Source organism: Rhodosalinus sp. FB01 (assembly GCF_041365715.1).
Taxonomy (GTDB): Bacteria; Pseudomonadota; Alphaproteobacteria; order Rhodobacterales; family Rhodobacteraceae; genus Rhodosalinus.
On record NZ_JBGFSH010000005.1, the window covers coordinates 85,871 to 106,614 of the forward strand.

The 20,744-nt window shown below is 68.6% G+C and carries 21 protein-coding genes; 12 read left to right on the forward strand and 9 right to left on the reverse strand.

The annotated features are described in order from the left end of the window. The first annotated feature begins 257 nt into the window (after positions 1-257). The 3 genes from arfB to AB6A65_RS09150 all read left to right on the forward strand — a co-directional run bounded on the left by arfB (position 258) and on the right by AB6A65_RS09150 (position 2,649). On the forward strand, positions 258-680 hold the full coding sequence (gene arfB, locus AB6A65_RS09140; protein ID WP_371038067.1) for an alternative ribosome rescue aminoacyl-tRNA hydrolase ArfB: 423 nt from the start codon (positions 258-260) through the stop codon (positions 678-680). Between the two features lie 362 nt (positions 681-1,042). Next, on the forward strand, positions 1,043-1,657 hold the full coding sequence (locus AB6A65_RS09145) for a hypothetical protein (RefSeq protein ID WP_371038068.1): 615 nt from the start codon (positions 1,043-1,045) through the stop codon (positions 1,655-1,657). Then, on the forward strand, positions 1,654-2,649 hold the full coding sequence (locus AB6A65_RS09150) for a DUF262 domain-containing protein (RefSeq protein ID WP_371038069.1): 996 nt from the start codon (positions 1,654-1,656) through the stop codon (positions 2,647-2,649). Before AB6A65_RS09145 ends, AB6A65_RS09150 begins: the two co-directional genes overlap by 4 nt. A gap of 4 nt (positions 2,650-2,653) precedes the next feature. On the opposite strand, the gene pncB is transcribed toward AB6A65_RS09150, so the two are convergent. The 3 genes from pncB to pncA are packed head-to-tail and all read right to left on the reverse strand — an operon-like array spanning position 2,654 to position 5,321. Next, complete coding sequence (gene pncB, locus AB6A65_RS09155; protein WP_371038070.1) at positions 2,654-3,946, reverse strand: nicotinate phosphoribosyltransferase; 1,293 nt, start codon at positions 3,944-3,946, stop codon at positions 2,654-2,656. Between the two features lie 53 nt (positions 3,947-3,999). Continuing rightward, entirely contained in the window at positions 4,000-4,719 is a 720-nt protein-coding gene (locus tag AB6A65_RS09160) for a YkgJ family cysteine cluster protein (RefSeq protein ID WP_371038071.1), read from the reverse strand. Beyond that, the gene (pncA, locus tag AB6A65_RS09165; protein ID WP_371038072.1) at positions 4,716-5,321 is read right to left on the reverse strand and encodes a bifunctional nicotinamidase/pyrazinamidase; all 606 of its coding nucleotides are present in this window, start codon (positions 5,319-5,321) and stop codon (positions 4,716-4,718) included. Before pncA ends, AB6A65_RS09160 begins: the two co-directional genes overlap by 4 nt. A 107-nt stretch (positions 5,322-5,428) precedes the next feature. Here pncA and AB6A65_RS09170 point away from each other — a divergent pair, with 107 nt between their 5' ends. The 5 genes from AB6A65_RS09170 to AB6A65_RS09190 all read left to right on the forward strand — a co-directional run bounded on the left by AB6A65_RS09170 (position 5,429) and on the right by AB6A65_RS09190 (position 10,442). Next, positions 5,429-6,409, forward strand: a complete 981-nt coding sequence (locus AB6A65_RS09170) for a rhodanese-related sulfurtransferase (protein WP_371038295.1) — start codon at positions 5,429-5,431, stop codon at positions 6,407-6,409. Further along, positions 6,409-7,524, forward strand: a complete 1,116-nt coding sequence (locus AB6A65_RS09175) for a DUF4147 domain-containing protein (RefSeq protein WP_371038073.1) — start codon at positions 6,409-6,411, stop codon at positions 7,522-7,524. The genes AB6A65_RS09170 and AB6A65_RS09175 overlap by 1 nt, the downstream gene beginning before the upstream one ends. Before the next feature lie 6 nt (positions 7,525-7,530). Next, positions 7,531-8,073 carry an RNA 2',3'-cyclic phosphodiesterase gene (thpR, locus tag AB6A65_RS09180; RefSeq protein ID WP_371038074.1) on the forward strand — a complete coding sequence of 181 codons (543 nt, stop codon included), beginning with the start codon at positions 7,531-7,533 and terminating at the stop codon, positions 8,071-8,073. Between the two features lie 177 nt (positions 8,074-8,250). Further along, positions 8,251-9,711, forward strand: a complete 1,461-nt coding sequence (locus AB6A65_RS09185) for an amidohydrolase family protein (protein ID WP_371038075.1) — start codon at positions 8,251-8,253, stop codon at positions 9,709-9,711. Next, positions 9,711-10,442 (forward strand): hypothetical protein, encoded by a 732-nt coding sequence (locus tag AB6A65_RS09190; RefSeq protein WP_371038076.1) that lies wholly within the window; start codon positions 9,711-9,713, stop codon positions 10,440-10,442. The genes AB6A65_RS09185 and AB6A65_RS09190 overlap by 1 nt, the downstream gene beginning before the upstream one ends. Before the next feature lie 159 nt (positions 10,443-10,601). Here AB6A65_RS09190 and gyrB read toward each other — a convergent pair whose 3' ends face one another. The 6 genes from gyrB to AB6A65_RS09220 form a co-directional block, all read right to left on the reverse strand. Continuing rightward, positions 10,602-13,019 carry a DNA topoisomerase (ATP-hydrolyzing) subunit B gene (gene gyrB, locus AB6A65_RS09195; RefSeq protein WP_371038077.1) on the reverse strand — a complete coding sequence of 806 codons (2,418 nt, stop codon included), beginning with the start codon at positions 13,017-13,019 and terminating at the stop codon, positions 10,602-10,604. A gap of 85 nt (positions 13,020-13,104) precedes the next feature. After that, a complete protein-coding gene (locus AB6A65_RS09200) occupies positions 13,105-13,725 on the reverse strand; it encodes a LysE family translocator (protein WP_371038078.1) in 621 nt (206 codons plus the stop codon). Positions 13,726-13,762: 37 nt separating this feature from the next. Next, on the reverse strand, positions 13,763-14,866 hold the full coding sequence (recF, locus tag AB6A65_RS09205; RefSeq protein WP_371038079.1) for a DNA replication/repair protein RecF: 1,104 nt from the start codon (positions 14,864-14,866) through the stop codon (positions 13,763-13,765). A 99-nt stretch (positions 14,867-14,965) separates the two neighbouring features. After that, positions 14,966-15,622, reverse strand: a complete 657-nt coding sequence (locus AB6A65_RS09210; RefSeq protein WP_371038080.1) for a GntR family transcriptional regulator — start codon at positions 15,620-15,622, stop codon at positions 14,966-14,968. After that, a complete protein-coding gene (gene argE, locus AB6A65_RS09215) occupies positions 15,619-16,749 on the reverse strand; it encodes an acetylornithine deacetylase (RefSeq protein WP_371038296.1) in 1,131 nt (376 codons plus the stop codon). The genes AB6A65_RS09210 and argE overlap by 4 nt, the downstream gene beginning before the upstream one ends. Next, positions 16,649-17,962, reverse strand: a complete 1,314-nt coding sequence (locus AB6A65_RS09220; RefSeq protein ID WP_371038081.1) for a M24 family metallopeptidase — start codon at positions 17,960-17,962, stop codon at positions 16,649-16,651. Before AB6A65_RS09220 ends, argE begins: the two co-directional genes overlap by 101 nt. A 185-nt stretch (positions 17,963-18,147) precedes the next feature. Here AB6A65_RS09220 and AB6A65_RS09225 point away from each other — a divergent pair, with 185 nt between their 5' ends. From AB6A65_RS09225 to AB6A65_RS09240, 4 genes are all read left to right on the forward strand, one after another. After that, complete coding sequence (locus AB6A65_RS09225; RefSeq protein WP_371038082.1) at positions 18,148-18,429, forward strand: hypothetical protein; 282 nt, start codon at positions 18,148-18,150, stop codon at positions 18,427-18,429. Further along, positions 18,419-18,649: a hypothetical protein gene (locus tag AB6A65_RS09230; RefSeq protein WP_371038083.1), complete on the forward strand. Its 231-nt coding sequence runs from the start codon at positions 18,419-18,421 to the stop codon at positions 18,647-18,649. The genes AB6A65_RS09225 and AB6A65_RS09230 overlap by 11 nt, the downstream gene beginning before the upstream one ends. Then, a complete protein-coding gene (locus tag AB6A65_RS09235; protein ID WP_371038297.1) occupies positions 18,649-19,128 on the forward strand; it encodes an Lrp/AsnC family transcriptional regulator in 480 nt (159 codons plus the stop codon). The genes AB6A65_RS09230 and AB6A65_RS09235 overlap by 1 nt, the downstream gene beginning before the upstream one ends. A 107-nt stretch (positions 19,129-19,235) precedes the next feature. After that, positions 19,236-20,720: an NAD-dependent succinate-semialdehyde dehydrogenase gene (locus AB6A65_RS09240; protein ID WP_371038084.1), complete on the forward strand. Its 1,485-nt coding sequence runs from the start codon at positions 19,236-19,238 to the stop codon at positions 20,718-20,720. Positions 20,721-20,744: the final 24 nt, after the last annotated feature.

Consider the following 20,744-nt stretch of genomic DNA (forward strand, 5'->3'; position numbering starts at 1 on the left):
TTCGCTTTGCGTGGCGCACAAACTGTGCCACGCTCACCTCAGGTCGCAACAGAATTGAAAGGAGGTGGTCCAGTGTCGAGAGAAACATTGGAGCGGGGTGTCGGGACAGTCCGGGAGGCGCGCCTCTGAGGCAGCCCTGAGGGGCGAGGCCACCGGATTGGCGCCAGCCTGAACCGGCGCCACCTCCGAAGTTCTCGAAAGGGCCGCCCGCACGGGCGGCCCTTTTTCGTGGCGCGATTGCGCCCCATACTGGGCCCATGTTGCGGATCACCGATCAGATCGAACTGGAAGAGTGGGAACTGACCGAGCACTTCACCCGCTCGGGCGGACCCGGCGGGCAGAACGTGAACAAGGTGAGCTCGGCGGTGGAGCTGCGCTTCGAGGCCGCGCGCTCGCCCAACCTCCCCGAGCCGGTGAAGCGGCGGCTGCGGCGGCTGGCGGGCTCGCGCTGGACGAAGGAGGGCGCGGTGGTGATCCGCGCCGAGGACACCCGCCACCAGTCCCGCAACCGCGAGATCGCCCGCGAACGCCTGGCCGAGCTGGTGCGCAAGGCCACGGTGGCGCCGAAGAAACGCAAGCCCGCCCGCCCCACCCTCGCCTCCAAGCGCCGCCGGCTGGAGGCGAAGAAGAAGCGCGGGGAGGGAAAGGCGCTGAGGGGCACGCCGGGGGAGGGGGAGTGACCGCGGCGGCCCGGGTGGCAGGTGCGAAGCGCGGCACGGGAAGCGAGATGACCGCGAACACGCTCGAAGGGACGGTAGAGGTCGTCCAGTCGCATCACGCGGGGAACGCGGGGGTGTGGGGGTGGGGTTCCGGGGTATTCTCTTTGTAAAGTCACCAAGATTTGTATGGAGACCGATACTTGCGGAACCGAAAACTCGTCGAACGAAGCGTTCCTTCGCCGAAAGGAACTGAAGGAGGTAGAAGCCTTGCCGGGGTCGCCCGATGGAGATCCAAGGGCTTGCCAAGGCGCCAAGATCAGGCAAGGATCTGTCAGCGCTTCTGCGCAATGCCAATGTGAAGCTTGTGTTAGCACTGGATCTCGATGGCGCTCGACGAGTTTTTACGCGAATTGATGGATCAAGATGGTCAAGAGGCACTCCGTGCTTTTTGCCAAGCGCGTGTGCTTCACGGCACACCTTACTGCTTTACTGGGCGTGAGGACGAATGGTTCCAGTTTAAACTGGAGATCTCCAGATTTTTTGGAATAAATCATACGGACGTATTTATTGCCGGCTCGGCGATGCTTGGATTCAGTCCGGTAAAGAGAACAGATTTTTCAGTCGAATCTGACATAGATGTCGCAATTGTGTCGCCAGCGCTTTTCGGGAGAATTTCGGATATGGCTTGCGAGCTTGAGTATTCTATGCGAGACGCACAACTTCATCTGCCAAACCACCAATTCAGAGCATACATCCGTTTCCTTAGGTACTTGGCTATCGGGTGGGCTCGACCAGACTTGGTGCCTCCTGAGCGTGAAATCGGCGCGTGGAAGAGGGAGTGGTTCGACTTCTTCAAAAGTGTTTCATACGAGCGTTGCAAGGCCGGCAATCATAAGGTTTCGGCGGGTGCATTCAGTTCATACGAAAGACTGGAGAGGTATTCACTGAATTCCTTCGAGAAGATAAGATCTACGCTAGTTGCGGAGGCTCAAGGATGAGCAAGCAAATTCGACCATCCGTCACGAACCCTCCGATCTCTTCAATTATTAGGGATATAAACGAGGGATTGCTAGTGCTCGCACCAGACTTTCAGAGGAAGTTTGTGTGGACCCAAGAGCATCAAGAGGAGTTTATTGATACGATCCTAAACGGACTTCCGTTTCCTGAGATTTATGTCGCCTCGGGCAGTGTCGATGTTGAAAAAATGACAACTATCCGAGACGTTATTGACGGTCAACAGAGGTTGACGACAATAAGAAACTACATAACGGGCAACTTCAAAGAGAAACTTTCCAAAATCCCTTCTTACGCTGATCTTTCTAAAGAAAGAAAGTCTGAGTTTCTTTCGTATGAAATTGTTGTGCGTGACCTTGGGCGCATAGATGAGGAAACTATTCGAGAGGTATTCAGAAGAATAAATCTGACGAAGTTCAAGCTGGACACGATTGAAATACAGAACGCCATCTATGACGGCGAGTTCATCCAGGCCGCAAAGTACGTCTTGGATCATGTGGATTTGAGTATCGTTGGCGTTGTTCGTGAGTCTGAATACACAAGGATGGCGGATCTTCATTTCTGCCTACTGTTAATGGCAACAATAGAGAGCGAGGGTTACTTCGCTGCGGACCGCGAAGTGGAGTTTTATATTGAGCGGTACAATGAAGAATACCCAAATTTTACGCGCATGGTAGAACGCTTGGTTTCGGTCTTTAACTTGGTTGAGAATCTTGATCTACCTTCGGATTCTATGTGGTTTAGAAAGTCCAACTTTTTCACGCTTTGTGCCGAAATCGGCATCAACAAGGGCAGGCTTGTTGAAGATCTAAGGGAAAAACTGGTTGATCTGGAAAAACAGGTAATGCTCGCGAAGGGGCAATCGGCGACGGAATTTGGGGAATATTATTCATATATGTACCAGAACACAAACGGGAGAAAGGCACGCATAGTGCGCTCGAATCTGTTCAGAAGGTTTTGTCTAGCCCAAGCTTAGCTTCCTAAACCACCACCTCCCGCCGCACCTGTTCCCCCACCCCGAACACCCGCTTGTAGCGGGCGATCTCCTCGGCCGGGCCCATGGCCTTTTCGGGGTTGTCGGAGAGCTTGACGGTCGGGCGGCCCTCGGCGGCGGCGGCCTTGCAGACGAGGGAGAAGGGGGCGAGGCGGTCGCCCTCCACCAGCCCGCGGAAGTCGTTGGTCAGGAAGGTCCCCCAGCCGAAGCTTACCCGCACCCGGCCCGAGAAGCGCTGGTAGAGGTCGAGGATCACGTCGGTATCGAGCCCGTCGGAGAAGATCACCAGCTTCTCGCGGGGATCCTCGCCCATCCTCTCCCACCAGCGGATGGCGATCTCCGCCCCCTCCGCCGGGTCGCCCGAGTCCACCCGCACCCCCGTCCAGCCGGCAAGCCAGGCGGGCGCGTTGTCGAAGAAGGACTGCGAGCCGTAGGTGTCGGGCAGGATGATGCGCAGGTTGCCGTCATGCTCCTCGTGCCAGTCCGAGAGCACCTTGTAGGGCGCGCGGGCCAACGCCTCGTCGGTGTCGGCCAGCGCGGCGTAGACCATGGGCAGCTCATGCGCGTTGGTGCCGATCGCCTCCACCTCGCGGCGCATGGCGATGAGGCAGTTGGAGGTGCCGACGAAGCGCTTGCCCAGCCCCTCGAGCATCGCCTGCACGCACCAGTCCTGCCAGAGGAAGGAATGCCGCCGCCGCGTGCCGAAATCGGCGATGCGCAGGCCCTCGTGCGGGCGCAGGCGCTCGATCTTCTCCCAGAGCTTGGTCATGGCGCGGGCGTAGAGCACCTGAAGCTCGAAGCGGCCCATGTCGCCCAGCACGGCGCGGCCGCGCAGTTCCATCAGCACGGCGAGGGCGGGGATCTCCCACAGCATGACCTCGGGCCACTTGCCCTCGAAGGTCAGCTCGTACTGGTCGCCCACGCGCTCCAGGTGGTAGGGCGGCAGGCGCAGGTTCTCGAACCACTCCATGAAATCCGGGCGGAACATCTGACGCTTGCCGTAGAACATGTTGCCGCGCAGCCAGGTGGATTCCCCGCGCGACAGACCGAGGGAGCGGATGTGGTCGAGCTGTTCGCGCAGCTCGCCCTCGTCCACGAGCCTGGCCAGCGGCACCTCGGTGGAGCGGTTGATCAGGCTGAAGGTGACGGTCGTCTCCGGCTTGTTGCGGAAGATCGACTGGCACATCAGCAGCTTGTAGAAATCCGTGTCGATCAATGACCGCACGATCGGATCGATCTTCCACTTGTGGTTGTAGACGCGCGTGGCGATGTCGACCATGAGGCCGCGCTCCTTCCCTACGAGGCGTCACCGGTTAGAGCAAGCACGCCCCCTCAGGGCAACCCCGCACGGCTCCGGTCGCGCCGGGACCGCGACAGTTCCGCGTCGAGCGCGCCGGGCTTGTGGCGCGATGCGGCGAGCGCGTCCTCAAGGCTCGCGCCCTCCACCGCCGCGGCGGCGAGGCGCGACAGCGCATGGGTGGAAACGCGGCGCACGCCCCGGAGCGCCGCGCGGCTCAGCCCCAGCGCGGCGAGATAGGTGTGATAGGGGCCGAGCGTGCCCGGCCCCTGCGCCGGAATGCCGCCGGCCACCCGCTCGCAGGCGGCGGCGTCGGTGGAGACGTAGCTGCGGCAGATCACCGGCCGTGCGTCATAGGCCCGGCAGGCGCGCGTTTCGGGATCGAGCGCCGGGCAGGCCCGGGGATGCCAGGCGCGCCCGTCCGGCTGACCCGCCAGCGGGCGAAGCGCCGCGTGGAGCGCGCGCGCCTCGGCTTCGGTGATCGTGGCGCCATCCTCGCCGCCCAGGATGCAGCAGAAGGCGCAGCCCCGGGTGCAGGCGAGGCCCGCGGGGGCCGCCGTGGCCGACAGCGCGACGCGGGCGATCCCCGTCGCCGCCTTTCCCTCCGCGATCTCGGCCAGAGCGGTCTCGGGCGCGGCGCCCTGCGCGGCCATCCCGTCGACATAGGCGAAGAGGCCCGCCCGCGCCCGTTCCGCCACGGCCGACGGCGCGGCGACACGGGCCGCACCGATGCGCGCGCGGAGCGACCTTTTCATGCGAGCGTGACGCCCGCGGCGCGCATCCTCGCGATCGCGTCGGACAGCGACCCGTCGAGGTCGATGGCCCGGCAGAGATCCTGGCGCACCTCCACCGCGACGCCGAGCCGTGCCGCGTCGAGCGCCGACCACGTCACGCAGAAGTCCGTGGCGAGGCCGGCGAGGACGATCCGTTCGATCCCGCGCGTGCGCAGGTAGCCCTCGAGCCCGGTGGGCGTCTCGTGGTCGTTCTCGAAAAAGGCGGAGTAGCTGTCGATCTCGCGGCGGAACCCCTTGCGCAGGATCATGTCGGCCTCGCCGGTGCGGAGATCGGGGTGGAACGCCGCGCCCGCGCTGTTCTGGATGCAGTGGTCGGGCCAGAGGACCTGCTCGCCATAGGGCATCCGCGTCGTCTCGAAGGGCGCCTTGCCCTCGTGCTCGCTGGCGAAGGAGGAATGGCGCGGCGGGTGCCAGTCCTGGGTGAGGATCACCGCGCGGAACTCGTCCATCAGCGCGTTGACGCCGGGAACGATCTCGTCACCGCCCTCCACGGCGAGCGCGCCGCCCGGGCAGAAATCGTTCTGCAGGTCGATGACGACCAAGGCTTCGGTTGCAGGGCGCATCGGTGCTCCTCCGGACGCTTCCGCGATGAAGGCGTAGGCCGCGGGGCCGCTCCCGTCAACGTCCGCGCCTCTTGCGCTTGCACTGGTGGCGCCCCTAGATGCGCGCCATGTTCACCGTGGCCACGCTATACCGTTTCACGCCTTTCGACGATCCCGGAGCGATCCGCGCACCCCTCGAGCGGGTCTGCGCCGCGCACGGCGTCACCGGCACGCTTCTGCTGGCGCGTGAAGGGATCAACGGCACGATCGCGGGCTGCCGCGCGGGGATCGACGCGGTGCTCGCCCATATCCGCGCGCTGCCCGGCTGCGCCGGGCTCGAATGGAAGGAAAGCGCCGCCTCGGCGGCGCCATTCGGCAAGCTCAAGGTCCGGGTGAAGCGCGAGATCGTGACCATGGGCCAGCCCGACGTGGATCCGCGCGCGCGCTCCGGACGCTACGTGGAGGCGCGGGACTGGAACGACCTGATCCGCCGGCCCGACGTCGCGGTGATCGACACGCGCAACGACTACGAGGTGGAGATCGGCACCTTCGAGGGCGCGGTGGATCCCGGCACGGCCAGTTTCCGCGAATTCCCGGAATGGTGGGAAAGGAACCGGCACCGCTTTCACAACAAGCGCATCGCCATGTTCTGCACCGGCGGCATCCGCTGCGAGAAATCCACCAACTGGCTGCTGTCGCAGGGGGTGGAGGAGGTCTATCACCTCAAGGGCGGCGTGCTGAAATACCTCGAGGAGGTGCACGAGGCGGAAAGCCTCTGGCGCGGGGCCTGCTTCGTCTTCGACGAGCGGGTTTCCGTGGGCCACGGCCTCGTCGAGGGACCGCACGAGCTCTGTCATGCCTGCCGGCGGCCAATCCTTCCGGAGGATCGCGCGCGTCCCGGTTTCGAGGAAGGCGTCAGCTGCCACCATTGCATCGGGGAGACGAGCGGGGAGGACAAGGCGCGTTTCCGCGAGCGCCAGCGCCAGATCGCGCTCGCCCGGGCGCGGGGAGAGCGGCATCTGGGCCGGCACGGCGCGACCGCACCGGGCGCCGGCACGGAAGTCGCGGACGCCGCCCCGGGCCCGGACCGCGCGGAAGGCGCGGACTGATGGAGGCACGGGCACGCCTCGAGCGCATCTGGCGGGCCGGTGTCGCCGCCGTGGGCGGGCATGCCGCCGTCGCGCGCGCGCTGGGCTCCGAGGACGTGCCGCGGCCCGACCGGATCCTCGCCGTGGGCAAGGCCGCCGTCGAGATGGCGCGCGCCGCGCTCGACCGGTACGGCGCGGTTCCGGCCCTTGCGGTGACGAAGCACGGCCATGGCCAGCCCGTTCCCGGCCTCGACGTCATCGAGGCGGGCCATCCCGTCCCCGACGCCACGAGCCTGAAGGGCGGCGCGGCGCTGATTGCGGCCGTGAACGACTGCGGCCCGGAGGATCATCTGCTTCTGCTGGTCTCCGGCGGCGCCTCCGCGCTTGCCGAGGCGCCCGAGGACGGGCTCTCCCTGAGCGACGTGGTGGCCGAAACCCGGCGCCTTCTCGCCTCCGGGGCGGATATCGCCACCATGAACGCCCGCCGCCGGGAGCTTTCCCGCATCAAGGGCGGGCGGCTTCTGGAAGGCTTTGCCGGCGCGCGGGTCACGGTGCTTGCTATCTCGGACGTCGAGGGCGACGGGATCGGGGTGATCGGGTCAGGGATCGGGCGGGTTCCCGACGGCGCGCGCTTCGCGTCGCTGACGCGGATCGTGGCGTCGAACGCCCACGCCCGGGCCGCCTGCGCCCGGGCGGCGCGCGCCGAGGGCCTGGCCGTCGTGACCGACGAGGAAAGCCTTTACGCCGATGTCGCCGACTGCGCGGCGCGGATCGGCGCGACGCTTCGGGCCGCACCGGCTGGTCTGCACATCTGGGGCGGGGAGCCGACGGTCGTGCTGCCCGATGCGCCGGGTGAAGGCGGGCGGAACCAGGCGCTCGCCCTCATGCTGGCCCGAGAGATCGCGGGCCGCCCCGACCTTGCCGTGCTCGTGGCCGGGACGGACGGCACGGACGGACCCACCGACGCCGCGGGAGGCCTCGTCGATGGCCGAAGCTGGGAGGCGGGCGCCGACGCGGCCCTGGCCGCGGCCGACAGCGGGCGCTGGCTCGCGGCGCGCGGTCTGACCTTCGCGCCCGGGCCCACCGGCACGAACGTGATGGACCTGGTGCTCGCGCTAAAGTCGGACACGGGCTGAGGCGGCATGCGGCTCTTCCTGGCCCTCGACCTGCCGGAACCCGCGCGCGACGCGCTGGAGGCGCTTCAGGCCGAGATGCCGGCCGGACGCCCGGTCGACCCCGAGACCATGCACCTGACCATGGTCTTTCTGGGCGATCTCGACGAGGAGACGGCCGAGGCCGCGCACACCGCGCTCGAGGGGCTGCGCCACCCGCCGGTCGAGATGACGCTTCGCGGGCTCGGCACGTTCGGCGCGCGGCGGCCGCAGGTGCTTTTCGCGGGCGTCCGGGACGCCCGGCCGCTCGCCGCGCTGCGGGCGAAACTTCTCGCGCGGCTGCGTGCGGCCGGTATCGCGCCCGAGCGCCGGCGCTTCCGGCCCCACGTCACCCTCGCCCACTTTCCCGGGCGCCTGCCGGCCTTCGATCTGGACCGGCTGCGGGATTTCCTCGAAGCGCGCGCCGATGTGGCGTTCGCGCCGTTCACCGCCGAGGCGGTGCTGCTTTTCCGTTCGCATCTGCGACCCGGCGGGGTGGAGCACGAGGCGCTGGCAGCCTACCCGCTGGCGTAAGGCGTGACCTGCTCCCCTTGAAGTCCGCCCGGGCGTGGCGCCTCCCCCTTTCGCATGCTTTTCCCGCGCCCCGAGTTTCCGTTTTCCTTCGTTTTGCGCGGCAAGTCGTGTAGGGTTCCTGCAAATATTGCGTGTCGCGCCCCGATACGCGGAACCGATGACGGGAGATCAGGTTTCATGTGTCTTTCCTGCGTTCAGGCAGATCCCGCGACGGGCGGGGCCGCGATCGATTGTTGCCTTTGCGGCGCGCCCACCACTCAGGCCGCATTCGCCCGGATCGAGGCCGATCTCAAGCGGCGTGAACTGATCGGCGGCGCTGCGGCGGTGGTGGGCATGTTCGCGGGGTTCGGGCTTCAGCCGTCCGAGGGGCGCGCCCAGACGCCGGGGCGGCCGCTTCTGCTGACCAATCTTCGCTATTTCGACGGCACCACCTTCTCCATGCAGGAGGGGCGCGACATCCTGATCGAAGGCGGCCGCATCTCGGCGCTTCCGCCGGCGGGCGAGGGGCCCGAGGACGCCCAGCGCGTCGATTGCGGCGGGCGCGCCGTGATCCCCGGCCTGATCGACGCGCACTGGCACTCCACCCTTGTCGCCGTCACCCAGACGCAGGCGATGGCCGCCGATATCGGCTTCGTGCACCTCATGGCGGGGCGCGAGGCGGGGGCGACGCTGATGCGCGGCTTCACCACGGTACGCGACACCGGCGGACCGGCCTTCGGGCTGAAGCTCGCCATCGACCGTGGGGCATTGCCCGGCCCCCGCATCTTTCCCTCCGGGGCGATGATCTCGCAGACCTCGGGCCACGGTGATTTCCGGTTCCTGAACGAGTTGCCCCGCGCCGCCGGCGACCTGTCCTACGCCGAGCACATGGGGGTCGCGGCCATCGCCGACGGGCGCGCAGAGGTGCTGCGCCGCGCCCGCGAGCAGCTGATGAAGGGCGCGAGCCAGATCAAGATCATGGCGGGCGGCGGCGGCTCCTCGCTCTACGATCCGCTGGAATCGCTCCAGTTCCTCGAGGAGGAGATGGAGGCCGCCGTGCGCGCCGCCGCCGACTGGGGCACCTATGTCTGCGCCCATGTCTACACCTCCGAGGGCATCCAGCGGGCGCTGCGCGCGGGCGTGAAATCGATCGAGCACGGGCAGCTGGCCGATACTGCGACGATCCGCATGATGCGCGAAGAGGGCGCGTGGTGGTCGATCCAGCCCTTCCTGGCCGACGAGGACGCGAATCCGAAATCCGATCCGCGCCAGCAGGCCAAGCAGATCGAGGTTGCCGAGGGGACGGTCCGCGCCTTCGAGGAGGGCCGCGCAGAGGGCGTGCAGATGGCCTTCGGCACCGACATCCTGATGAACCCGGCCGGAACCGCCAGCCATGGTCGCCAGCTCGGCAAGCTCACGCGCTTCATGCCCCCGCTCGAGGCGCTTCACCTCGCAACCGGCGCGGCGGGCGAGCTGCTCGCGCTCTCGGGCGCGCGCGCGCCCTATGACGGGCGTCTGGGGGTGATCGCGGAGGGCGCGCTGGCCGATCTTCTGGTCGTGGACGGCGACCCAGAGGCGGGGCTCGACTGGCTCGACACGCCGGAGACGAGCCTGCCGCGCATCATGAAGGGCGGCGCGATCGTGAAGGACCGGCTGTGATGCTGGGTCGGGGCAAGGCGGCCCTCGCCCTTCTCGCCATCGGGGCAGCCCCGGCTGCGGCGCAGGACTGGAACGTGCAGATCACGCCCTATGCCTGGGGCACCGGGGTGGGCGGTGACGTGCGGCCCGTGCCCGGCGGGCCGACGCTCTCGTTCGATCAGGGCCTGTCGGAGGTGCTCGAGGATCTCGACGCCGCGTTCTTCCTCACGGGATACATGCGCAGCGGCCGGTTCGTGTTCCTGGGCGACTACTCCCGCTCCGTCAGTTCGCGCTCCGGCCGGGTGCCGGTGCTGGGCCTGCCCGCGCGCGGCGAGGTCGAGCAGAGCTCCATCACGCTCGCGGCCGGCTACCGGGCCTATAGCGGGCCCGAGCTGACCCTCGATGTGCTGGCCGGCATCCGCCACTGGTCGATCGAGGCGGAGGCGACGACCCCGGTCGTCCCGGGCCTCTCGGCGGGCGTGGACATCGACTTCACCGATCCGATCCTCGCATTGCGCACCAACATCCCGCTGTCCGAGCGCTGGTCGCTTATCGCCTACGGCGATCTGGGCGGCTTCGGGGCAGGGTCCGAATGGACGGGGCAGGTCGTCGCCACCGTGAACTGGCAAGCGAACGACTCGCTTTACCTCTCCGCGGGCTACCGCCACCTTTTCGTCGATTACGACGATGGCGGCCCGGCGGTCGATGTCTCCTTCTCGGGGCCGCTTCTGGGCCTGACCTACAGGTTCTGAAGCGCGCCTCGGGCCGGCCTCGCCGGCAGAAACGGCGGGGCCACGGACCTGCCGCCGGGTGCAGCGAAAGCCCGAGACCGCCAGCGTGAACGCCCCCGGAACGATCCCCGTCGGGGCCCGCCCGGCGGCACCCGACGCGCAGCCCGGACGCCCCCTCGCTTAGAAATCCAGGTTCTCGACGCTCAGCGCGTTTTTCTGGATGAATTCCCGGCGCGGCTCGACCACGTCGCCCATCAGCTTGGTGAAGAGGTCGTCCGTCTCGGCCACATCGTCCACCTGGACCTGCAGCAGCGTGCGCGCCTCCGGATCCAGCGTCGTTTCCCAGAGCTGGTTCGGGTTCATCTCACCGAGGCCCTTGTAGCGCTGAAGCGTCAGGCCCTTCTCGCCCTCCTCGAGGATCGCCTTCAGCAAGTCTAGCGGGCCGTAGATGTCGGTGCCGCGCTCCTTGCGCATCAGCCGGGCGGGACCGCGATAGACCTCCTGCAACGGCTGCGTCATGCGGCCGAGCTTGCGCGCCTCGCCCGAGCGCAGCGCCTGCCCGTCGAGCGTGCGCGCCTCCTCGACGCCGCGCACGATCCGCGACAGCCGGATGCCGCGGTCCTGCGTGGGCCGTCCCTGCCAGCCGCGCTCGTATTCCGGGGCGATGAGGTCGAGCCGCTCCGCCACGCGCTCGGCCACGCCGTGCAGATCGATGTCGGCCTGCCCCTCGAGGAAGGCGCCGGCGATGGCGGCCTGCTCGAGGATGTGCCTGGGGTAATGGGTCGGGAAGGCGTCCAGGATACGGCGGACCTGCCGGGCCTCCTCGACCACCCGGACAAGGTCGGGGCCGGCGATCTCTTCCCCGTCGGCGAGCCGGAGCATGGCGCCATCTGTGCCCTGGTCGATCAGGTAGTCGTTGAGCGCGCTCTCGTCCTTCAGGTAGACCTCGGACTTGCCGCGCGCGACCTTGTAGAGCGGCGGCTGCGCGATATAGAGGTGCCCGTGTTCGACCAGCTCGGGCATCTGCCGGTAGAAGAAGGTCAGCAGCAGCGTGCGGATGTGGGCGCCGTCCACGTCTGCGTCCGTCATGATGACGATCTTGTGGTACCGCAGCTTCGACAGGTCGAACTCGTCGCGCCCGATCCCGGTGCCCAGCGCCATGACGAGGTTGCCGATCTCCTGGCTGGAGAGCATCCGGTCGAAGCGCGCGCGCTCCACGTTGAGGATCTTGCCGCGCAGCGGCAGCACGGCCTGCGTGCGCCGGTCGCGGCCGGACTGCGCCGATCCGCCGGCGCTGTCGCCTTCGACGAGGAACAGCTCGGTCTTGGAAGGATCCTTCTCGGAGCAGTCCTTGAGCTTGCCGGCGAGGTAGTTCACGTCCATCGCCGTCTTGCGCCGGGTGAGTTCGCGGGCCTTGCGCGCCGCCTCGCGGGCGAGCGCGGCCTCGACGATCTTGCCGACGATGGTCCGCGCCTCGTTCGGGTGCTCCTCGAACCACTCGTTGAGCCGCTCGTTCATCATGCCCTCGACCGCCGGGCGCACCTCAGAACTGACCAGCTTGTCCTTGGTCTGGGACGAGAATTTCGGGTCCGGCACCTTGACCGAAAGCACGCAGGTCAGCCCCTCGCGCGCGTCGTCGCTGGTGAAGCTCACCTTCTCGCGCTTGGCGATGCCGCTGTCGGCGGCGTATTTCTGCAGCGTCCGCGTCAGCGCGCCGCGAAAGCCGGCCATGTGGCTGCCGCCGTCGCGCTGGGGGATGTTGTTGGTGAAGGGCAGCACCGTCTCGTGGTAGCTGTCGTTCCACCACATCGCGATCTCGACGCCGATGCCGTCTCGCTCGCCGGTCATGTAGATCGGCTCGTCTATCAGCGGATGCTTGGAGCGGTCGAGGTAGCGCACGAACTCGCGCACCCCGCCCTCGTAGAACAGTTCGCTGCGCAGCGCCTCCGCGGGGCGTTCGTCCTCGAGGATGATGCGCACGCCCGAATTCAGGAAGGCCAGTTCGCGCAGGCGCTTTTCCAGCGTCTCGAAGGAGTAGTCGAGATTCGAGAAGGTCTCGAGCGAGGCGAGAAAGCGCACCTCGGTGCCGGTGCGGTCCCCGGCGTCGCCCACCTCGTGCAGATGCACCACCGTGTCGCCCCTCTCGAAGCGGGCGTGATACGCCTTTCCGCCGCGCCAGATCCTCAGCTCCAGCCAGTCGGAAAGCGCGTTCACGACCGAAACGCCGACGCCGTGCAGGCCGCCCGAGACCTTGTAGGAGTTCTGGTCGAACTTCCCGCCCGCGTGAAGCTGGGTCATGATGACCTCGGCCGCGCTGACCCCTTCGCCGGCATGGATGTCGACGGGGATCCCGCGACCGTTGTCGGCGACCGAAACGGAGCTGTCGGCGTGGATCTTGACGTGCACATGGTCGGCATGGCCCGCGAGGGCCTCGTCGATGCCGTTGTCGACGACCTCGTAGACCATGTGATGCAGGCCCGAGCCGTCATCGGTGTCACCGATATACATGCCGGGCCGCTTCCGCACGGCATCCAGACCCTTGAGAACCTTGATGGATTCCGCGCCGTATTCCTGCGGCGCCCCAGCGTTTGCGGCCATGCCTGCGAACCTCTTGTTTGCCCGCGGGTTATAGGCCCTCCGGGCCGGAATGTCACGCGCATGACACGGTTTTCGGCGGATGCGCTCAGGCGAAGGGAATCGCGACGCCGACCGCCACCAGAAGCCCGCCTGCCACCAGGTTCGTGCGCCGCAGCGCGCCGGGGGAGGTGAGCCGCTGCTTCACGCGATCGACCAGGAGCGCGAAGCCCAGGTTGCAGACGAACGGCACCGCCATGGAGATGAAGACGATCGCCGCGATGTCGGGCGCGCGCACCGCCGCCAGGTCGAAGAAGCCCGGGAGCATGCCCATGTAGAACAGGATCGCCTTGGGGTTGCCGAGAATGGCCGCCAGCCCGGCGAGGAAGCCCGCCCACATCCCGGGCCGGACCAGGCGGCTGTCGGCGCCGATCGTGCGGTCCGCGTTGCGCAGCACCGTGACGCCCAGCCAGACGAAGACGGCTGCGGCGACCCAGCGCAGCACCGTCATCGCGGCGCCGTAGGTGGACACGACCCAGGCGAGGCCGAGCAGCGCGAGGAGCGACCAGAGCGCGTCGCCGATCACCACGCCCGCCGCGAGCGGCCACGCGGCCTGCACGCCGCCCGCGAGCGTGCGCGCGGTCAGCGCCATCCAGACCGGCCCCGGCGTCATGAAGAGCACGAAGACGGCGGCGGTGTATAGGGTGAGCTCAGCGGCGGTGACGGTCATCTTGCGGACTCCGGTGACCGGGCGAGCCTACGTCGCTTCAGTGCGCGCGCAAGCGGCTTTCTCCGGCCGCGTCCGTCACCTCGATCCGTTGCGCCCGCTCCCCCGGCGCGGTGAAGAGTTCGGGGCCGGTCCCGGTCATCCACGCCTGCGCGCCAAGGGCGCAGAGCTCGTCGTAAAGCGCGGCGCGCCGGTCCGCGTCCAGATGCGCGGCGACCTCGTCCAGCAGAAGGATCGGCGGCGCGCCCAGCTCGTCCGCGAGCGCACGGGCATTGGCGAGGATGAGCGAGATGAGCAGCGCCTTCTGCTCGCCGGTGGAGCAGTCCTGCGCCGGCATGGATTTCGGGGCGTAGACCGCGGCGAGATCCGCGCGGTGCGGGCCGGCAAGCGTGCGCCCGGCCTGAAGGTCCCGCCCGCGGCCGCGGGCGAGCGCCTCGGCGAGCGCGGTCTCGTCCTCCGGCATGTCTTCCTCGCCGTAGGCCACCGACAGCTCGGCCGCCGGAAAGGCGGTCCGGGCGTCCGCCTGCGCCGCCATCACCCGGTCGATCGCGGCGCGCCGCCCGGCGGCGATCGCGGCGCCCGACCTCGCCATTTGCGCCTCCAGCGCGGCATACCACCTCGCGTCGCGCACCTGCTCCTTCAACAGGCGGTTGCGCTCGCGCATCGCCTTCTCGTAGCCCAGCGCGGCGTCGGCATGTTCGGGAAAGAAGCTGAGCGCCACCCGGTCGAGAAAGCGCCGCCGGCCCTCCGCCCCCTCGATCCACAGCCGGTCCATCGAGGGCACCAGCCAGAGCACCCGCGCGAGCCGGCCCAGCGCGACCTGCGGCGCGGGCTTGCCGTCGATGCGCAGCTCGCGGGGACCGCCGGCCTCGCAGCGCATCTCGATCCCGTGGCCAATGCCGAAGCTCTCGAGCCGGCCCTCGACCTTCCAGCCCAGCGCCTCGGGCTTGCGCGCCATGTCCGCCGCGGCGGCCCGCCTGAGTCCGCGCCCCGGCGAGAAGAGCGAGACCGCCTCGAGAAGGTTGGTCTTGCCCGCGCCGTTTGGCCCGAAGATCGCGACGGGCCGCGCGTCCGCCTCGACCACCGCGCGGCGGTGCGAGCGGAAATGCGACAGGGCGAGATGGGTGAGATGGAGGCCGGGCACGCCCAGTCCTTCTGTTGTCTAAGCCGCTGCGTCCGACGGCGCGCCCCTCGTATGATAGGGGCAGGGACAGGCGCGCAACCCCCGCCGGGCCCGGTTCCCTCAGAAGCGGCTGAGTCGCGCGAAGCTCATCGACAGATGCGCCCGGCGCAGCAGCGCCGCGGCCTGAAGGTCGCCGGCGCGGAGCGCCTCCGCCGTCCCGGACATCTCCGCGCGGAAATGCGCGATCTCGGCGGCGAGGTCCATGCGCGGGATCGCCTGCAGCCAGATCCGCGCGGTGCGGTAGTAAAGCCGCTCGGAAACTTCGCGCAGCGGCTCGTTCCGCGTCAGGGCGAGGCCGAAGCCGAAGAAGGCCATGTTGAGCCGCGCGAAGCCGCGCGGGTCGGGCGCGGCGGCGAGACGGTCGCCGTCGGCGACGAGCGTATCGAGAGCGTCGAGCGTGGCCTGCGTCACCGGCGCGGGGGCGAGCATGCCGACGAGTTGCGCGAGTTCCAGCCGCAGCGCGTAGGTCTGGCCCATCTCCGAGATGTCGACGTCCGTCACCAGCGTGCCCACCCCGTGGACCGCGCGCACCAGCCCCTCGTCCTCCAGCCGTGCCAGCGCCCGGCGGAGCGGCGTGCGCGAGGTGCCGTGCTCTGCGGCCAGCGCCTCCTCCGAGAGCTTCGCGCCGGGCGGGTAGTCGAGAAGGCAGATGCGCTCGCGCAGTTCGGCATGCAGGCGGGCGAGGCGTGCGGCGGCGTCGGAAACCGCCTCGTTCATGCCGCCAGGCGCCCGCCCAGCCGGTCCAGCATGTCGAGGCAGGCGGAAAGCTGGTCGAGGCTCACGTATTCGTCGGGCTTGTGCGCCTGCTCGATGCTGCCCGGCCCGCAGACCACGGCGGCGAGACCCAGCTTCTGGAAGAGGCCGGCCTCGGTGCCGAAGGACACGACCTCGGCGCCGTTGGCGCCGGTGAGTTCGGCGACGAGCCGTCGCGCCGCGTTCTCGGTCATGGGCTCGAGCCCCTCGACCTCGCCGATGGTCTGGGTGGAGATGTCGGCGCCGGGCCAGACCGACCGCATCGCCGGAAGAAGCTCCTCCTCGACATAGGCGGCCATGGTCCGTTTCACGAAGGCCTGGTCGGCCGCGCTGACGGGGCGCGTCTCCCATTCGACATGGGCGTGCGCCGCGATCACGTTGTGCGCCACGCCGCCCTCGATCCGGCCCACGTTCACGGTGCTCCAGGGCGGATCGAAGGGGCTGCCCTCGGGCGCGCGCGCCACTAGGTCGCGGCGCAGCTGCAGCAGCCGCCCGACATAGGCCGCGGCGTATTCCGCGGCGTTGACGCCCCGTTCGGGTTGCGATCCGTGCCCGGCGCAGCCCCGGAAATGGGTCGTGTACTCGCAGCAGCCCTTGTGCCCTTCCACGATCCGCATGGAGGTGGGTTCGCCGATGATCGCTGTCGCGGGGCGGACCTCGCGCCGCGCCAGCTCCTCGACGAGGGCCCGGGCGCCGAGGCAGCCCACCTCCTCGTCGTAGGTGAAGGCGAAATGCACCGGCCGGGTCAGGGCGGCGGCGTCCAGCCCCTCCGCCGCCGCGAGCGTGGCGGCGATGAACCCCTTCATGTCGCAGGCGCCGCGACCGTAGAGCCGGCCCTCGCGCTCCACCATCTCGAACGGGTCCGAGCTCCCGTCCTCGGCCACGGCCGGCACGACGTCGGAATGGCCAGAAAGCACCACGCCGCCCTCGCGATCCGGCCCGAGCGTGGCGAAGAGATTGGCCTTGTGCCCGGTCTCGTCGTGGAAGAGGTCAGTTCTGGCGCCGAGGTGGCTCAGCCTGTTCGCCAGGTAGACCATCATCTCCAGGTTCGAGTCCGACGAAACCGTCGGGAAGGCGATCAGGTCGGCCAATGTCTGCCGGGCGCGGGATAGCTTGTTCATGCTCTTTCACGAACATCTTTCTGGGTCGGTTGCAAAGGGTCTCGGCCGGGCCGTCCTCGCGGATCGTGATGGATTCGGTGATTTCCATCCCCCAGTCGCGCATCCAGAGACCGGGCATGAAGTGGAAGGTCATGCCCGGCATCAGCACCGTCTGGTCCTCGGGGCGCAGCGACACCGTCCGTTCGCCCCAGTCCGGCGGGTAGCTCAGACCGATGGCGTAGCCGCAGCGCGCGCCGCGCTCGATGCCCGCCCGCTCCAGCGGCAGGGCGAGCGCGTTGGCCACGTCGCAGGCGCGGTTGCCCGCGCGCGCAGCGTCGAGCCCGTCCTCGAGCCCTTCGATCAGCGCGGCCTCGGCGTGGCGGATCTCGTCGGGCGGCGTTCCCAGGAAGATCGTCCGGCAGAGCGGCGCATGGTAGCGCCGGTAGCAGCCCGAGACCTCGAAGAAGGTGGCCTCGCCGCCGGCGAACGGGCGCCCGTTCCAGGTCAGGTGGGGCGCGGCGGCGTCGGAGCCCGACGGCAGCAGCGGCACGATGGCCGGGTAGTCGCCCCAGTGGCCGTCCGCGCCGCGGATCGCGTCGCCGTAGGCCTCCGCCACGATCTCGTTCTTGGGCACGCCCGCGCTCACGCGTTCCACCAACCCGTCGATGATGCGCTCGGAGATGCGCGCGGCGCGGCGCATGAAGACCAGTTCCTCTTCCGACTTCACCGCGCGCTGCCAGTTCACGAGCGCGGTGGCGTCCTCGATCGTGGCGCGGGGCAGGGCTTCGGTCAGCGCGTGGTGCGCCTTTGCGGTATAGTAGTAATTCTCCATCGCGACGCCGATCCGGGCCTCGCCCTGCCCGAGTTCGGCCAGCTTCGCGGCAAGGTCCTGCATCGGGTGACGTTCGATCGACTGGACGTAGTTGTCGGCGTAATCGAGGACATGCGCGTCCTCCATCCAGACGGTGCGCAGCGCGCCCTGCGCGTCCTGCCGGCGGCCCCACCAGTAGGGGTCGGCATCCTTGAGCACGATCACGCCCTGGTGCACGTAGAAGGACCAGCCGTCATAGCCCGTGAGCCATGCCATGTTGGACGGGTCGGTGACGAAGAGTGCGTCGAGACCCGAGGCCTCCATCGCGATGCGCGTCCGGTTGAGCCGACGTTCGTATTCGGCGGCGCTGAAGGGAATGTCCTTGCGAATCACTGGCGCACCTCCTGGATCGAAGCAACTGTGCAATCCTGCGGCAGTTGTGCACAACAGGTCAGGTCAAAGAGCGACATGCAGCATGCCGCTTTCAGGATATTCATTGAATGTCTTAAGTTTGTGCGGCCGCGCCCTGGGCAGAGACGAATTGTTGTGCACAACTGAAACGATCCTGGGGGGAGATCATGATCGAGCCCTGCGACATCCCCGCCGCCGCACGCCGGATCCGGCGCGTTGCGGACGCCACGCCACCGGTGCCGCTCCGCCGGCAGGACCGCATGGTGGCAGAATGTGCCGGCGTGATCGGGATCGCGGCGGTGCTGGCGGGAAACTGCCCGCGCTTGCCGTCCCGTCGCGACCCTCCTGGCCGGCCGCAACCCGACATGGCCTTGTTAATACGCGTCGTCACCGGGCAGGATATCGTCCTTGGCGATACCGTCGTGAAGGGACGACCCCATGCCGCATGACAGTCACATCACGACGGAGGCCGGGCCGCGCGCGCCGGTGCAGCTCGTGCCGGCGGTCTTTCTCGACAACGGATGCCTGACCGGCCTGCAAGCGCCGGGCCGGCGCACGGAGGAGGAGATCCCCCGCGCCGACCTCACCGGCACGGGCGCGCAGGATGCGGCGATCGTCGTCCACGCCGCCCGGGCGATCGGGACGGCGGGCCCGGGCGCGCGGGCATGATCCGGCTGGACGCGCGCGATATCGAGATCCTGCGCACGCTCGTGGCGGAGGGGCGGATCACCAAGGCCGAGCTCGCCGAGAAGGTGGGGCTCTCGCCGACCCCCGCCTGGGAGCGGATGAAGAAGCTGGAGCGCGCGGGCGTGATCGAGGGCTACGGGGCGCGCGTCGCGGCCCGGGCGCTCGGCCCGCATGTCACCGTCTTCGTGGCCGTGGAGCTCTCGCACCACACCGCTGCGAGCTTCCAGACCTTCGAGCGCGCGGTGCAGGGCTACGAGGAGGTGTCCGCCGTCTGGGCGCTCGGCGGCGGCTTCGATTACCTCATGCAGGTGGTCGCGCGTGACATCGACGCCTACCAGCGCCTCATCGACGGGATGCTGGCGGCGCGGATCGGCATGGCGCGCTATTACACCTACATCGGGACGAAGCCGGTGAAGGGGCCGCCCGCGCCGCCGCTCTGGCTTCTCGGGCAGACCGATTGATCCCGCCCGGCGGGTGCGGGCAGACGGATCTTCTGCCAGGGCGGCGCATTTCAGACCCCACCCCCGCCGTCGTGGCGCCATGATGGCGGGGAAAGGAGGGCCCGCCCATGTCCCTGCATCAGCACCTCGCCGCCTCGCCGCTCGACGGTCTCGCCGACCCGCGCCTCGCGCGGAGCTTTTCCTACGTGAATGGAAAGTGGGTCGGCGGCGACCGCGCGGCCATCGCCGTGACCGACCCCGCGACGGGGGCGCGGCTGGGCGAAGGGGTCAGCCTGGACGCGGCGCAGTCGCGGGCCGCCGTTGACGCCGCCGCGGCGGCGTTTCCGCACTGGTCGGTCGCGCTGCCGCAGGAGCGCGCGGCGTTGTTGCGGCGCTGGTACGAGCTGATGATCGCGCATCGCGAGGACCTCGCCCGGATCATGGTCATGGAGCAGGGCAAGCCGCTCTCGGAAGCCCGCGGCGAGATCGACTATGCCGCGAGCTTCGTGGAGTTCTACGCCGAGGAGACACGCCGGCCCAACATCGAGGGCGTCACCAGCCACCTCCCCGACGCCGAGGTGGAGCTCTGGCGCGAGCCGGTGGGCGTCGCCGCGCTGGTCACACCGTGGAACTTCCCTTCTGCGATGCTGACGCGCAAGGCCGCCGCCGCGCTGGCCGCCGGATGCACCGTCGTGGCGCATCCCTCCGCCGAGACGCCCTTCTCGGCGCTGGCGCTTGCCGAGCTCGCCGACCGGGCGGGGATGCCCGCGGGCGTCTTCAACGTGGTGACGGGCGAGGCGCCGGTCGTCGTCGGCCCCTGGACGGAGGACGCGCGCGTGCGGGCGCTCTCCTTCACCGGCTCGACGGAGGTGGGGCGGCTCCTTTACCGCCAGTGCGCGGACACGGTGAAGCGGCTGGTCCTGGAACTGGGCGGCCATGCGCCGGTTCTCGTCTTCGCCGACGCCGATCTCGACAAGGCCGTGGCGGAGACGATGAAGGCCAAGTTCGCGACCTCGGGTCAGGACTGCCTCGCCGCGAACCGGATCTACGTGGAGCGTCCCGTCTACGAGGCGTTCTGTTCGCGGCTCGCGGCCGCGACCGAGGCGCTGGGCGTCGGGCCGGGGATGGAGGATCCCGACATCGGGCCGCTGACCAACGCGGCGGCGCTCGCCAAGCAGGAGGCGCATGTCGCCGACGCGGTGGCGCGTGGCGCGCGGGTGCTCGCCGGCGGCGGGCGCCGGGCGGATCTGGGCGATCTCTTCTTCGCGCCGACGATCCTGGCGGATGTCCCGGACGCGGCGACGATCATGGCCGAGGAAACCTTCGGGCCGGTCGCGGCGGTCGCGCCCTTCGACACCGAGGACGAGGTGGTGGCGCGCGCGAACGCGACCGAATACGGTCTCGTCGCCTATCTTCACAGCCAGGACCCGCGCCGCATCTACCGTATCACGCGGGCGCTGCAGTTCGGCATGGTGGCGGTGAACCGGACCAAGGTGACCGGCGCGCCCATCCCCTTCGGCGGCATGAAGCAGTCCGGGATCGGACGCGAAGGGGCCCGGCAGGGGATGGAGGCCTTCACCGAGATCAAGTACGTCTGCCGCGACTGGGGGTGAGGCGCAAGACGCTTCGAAGCGTCT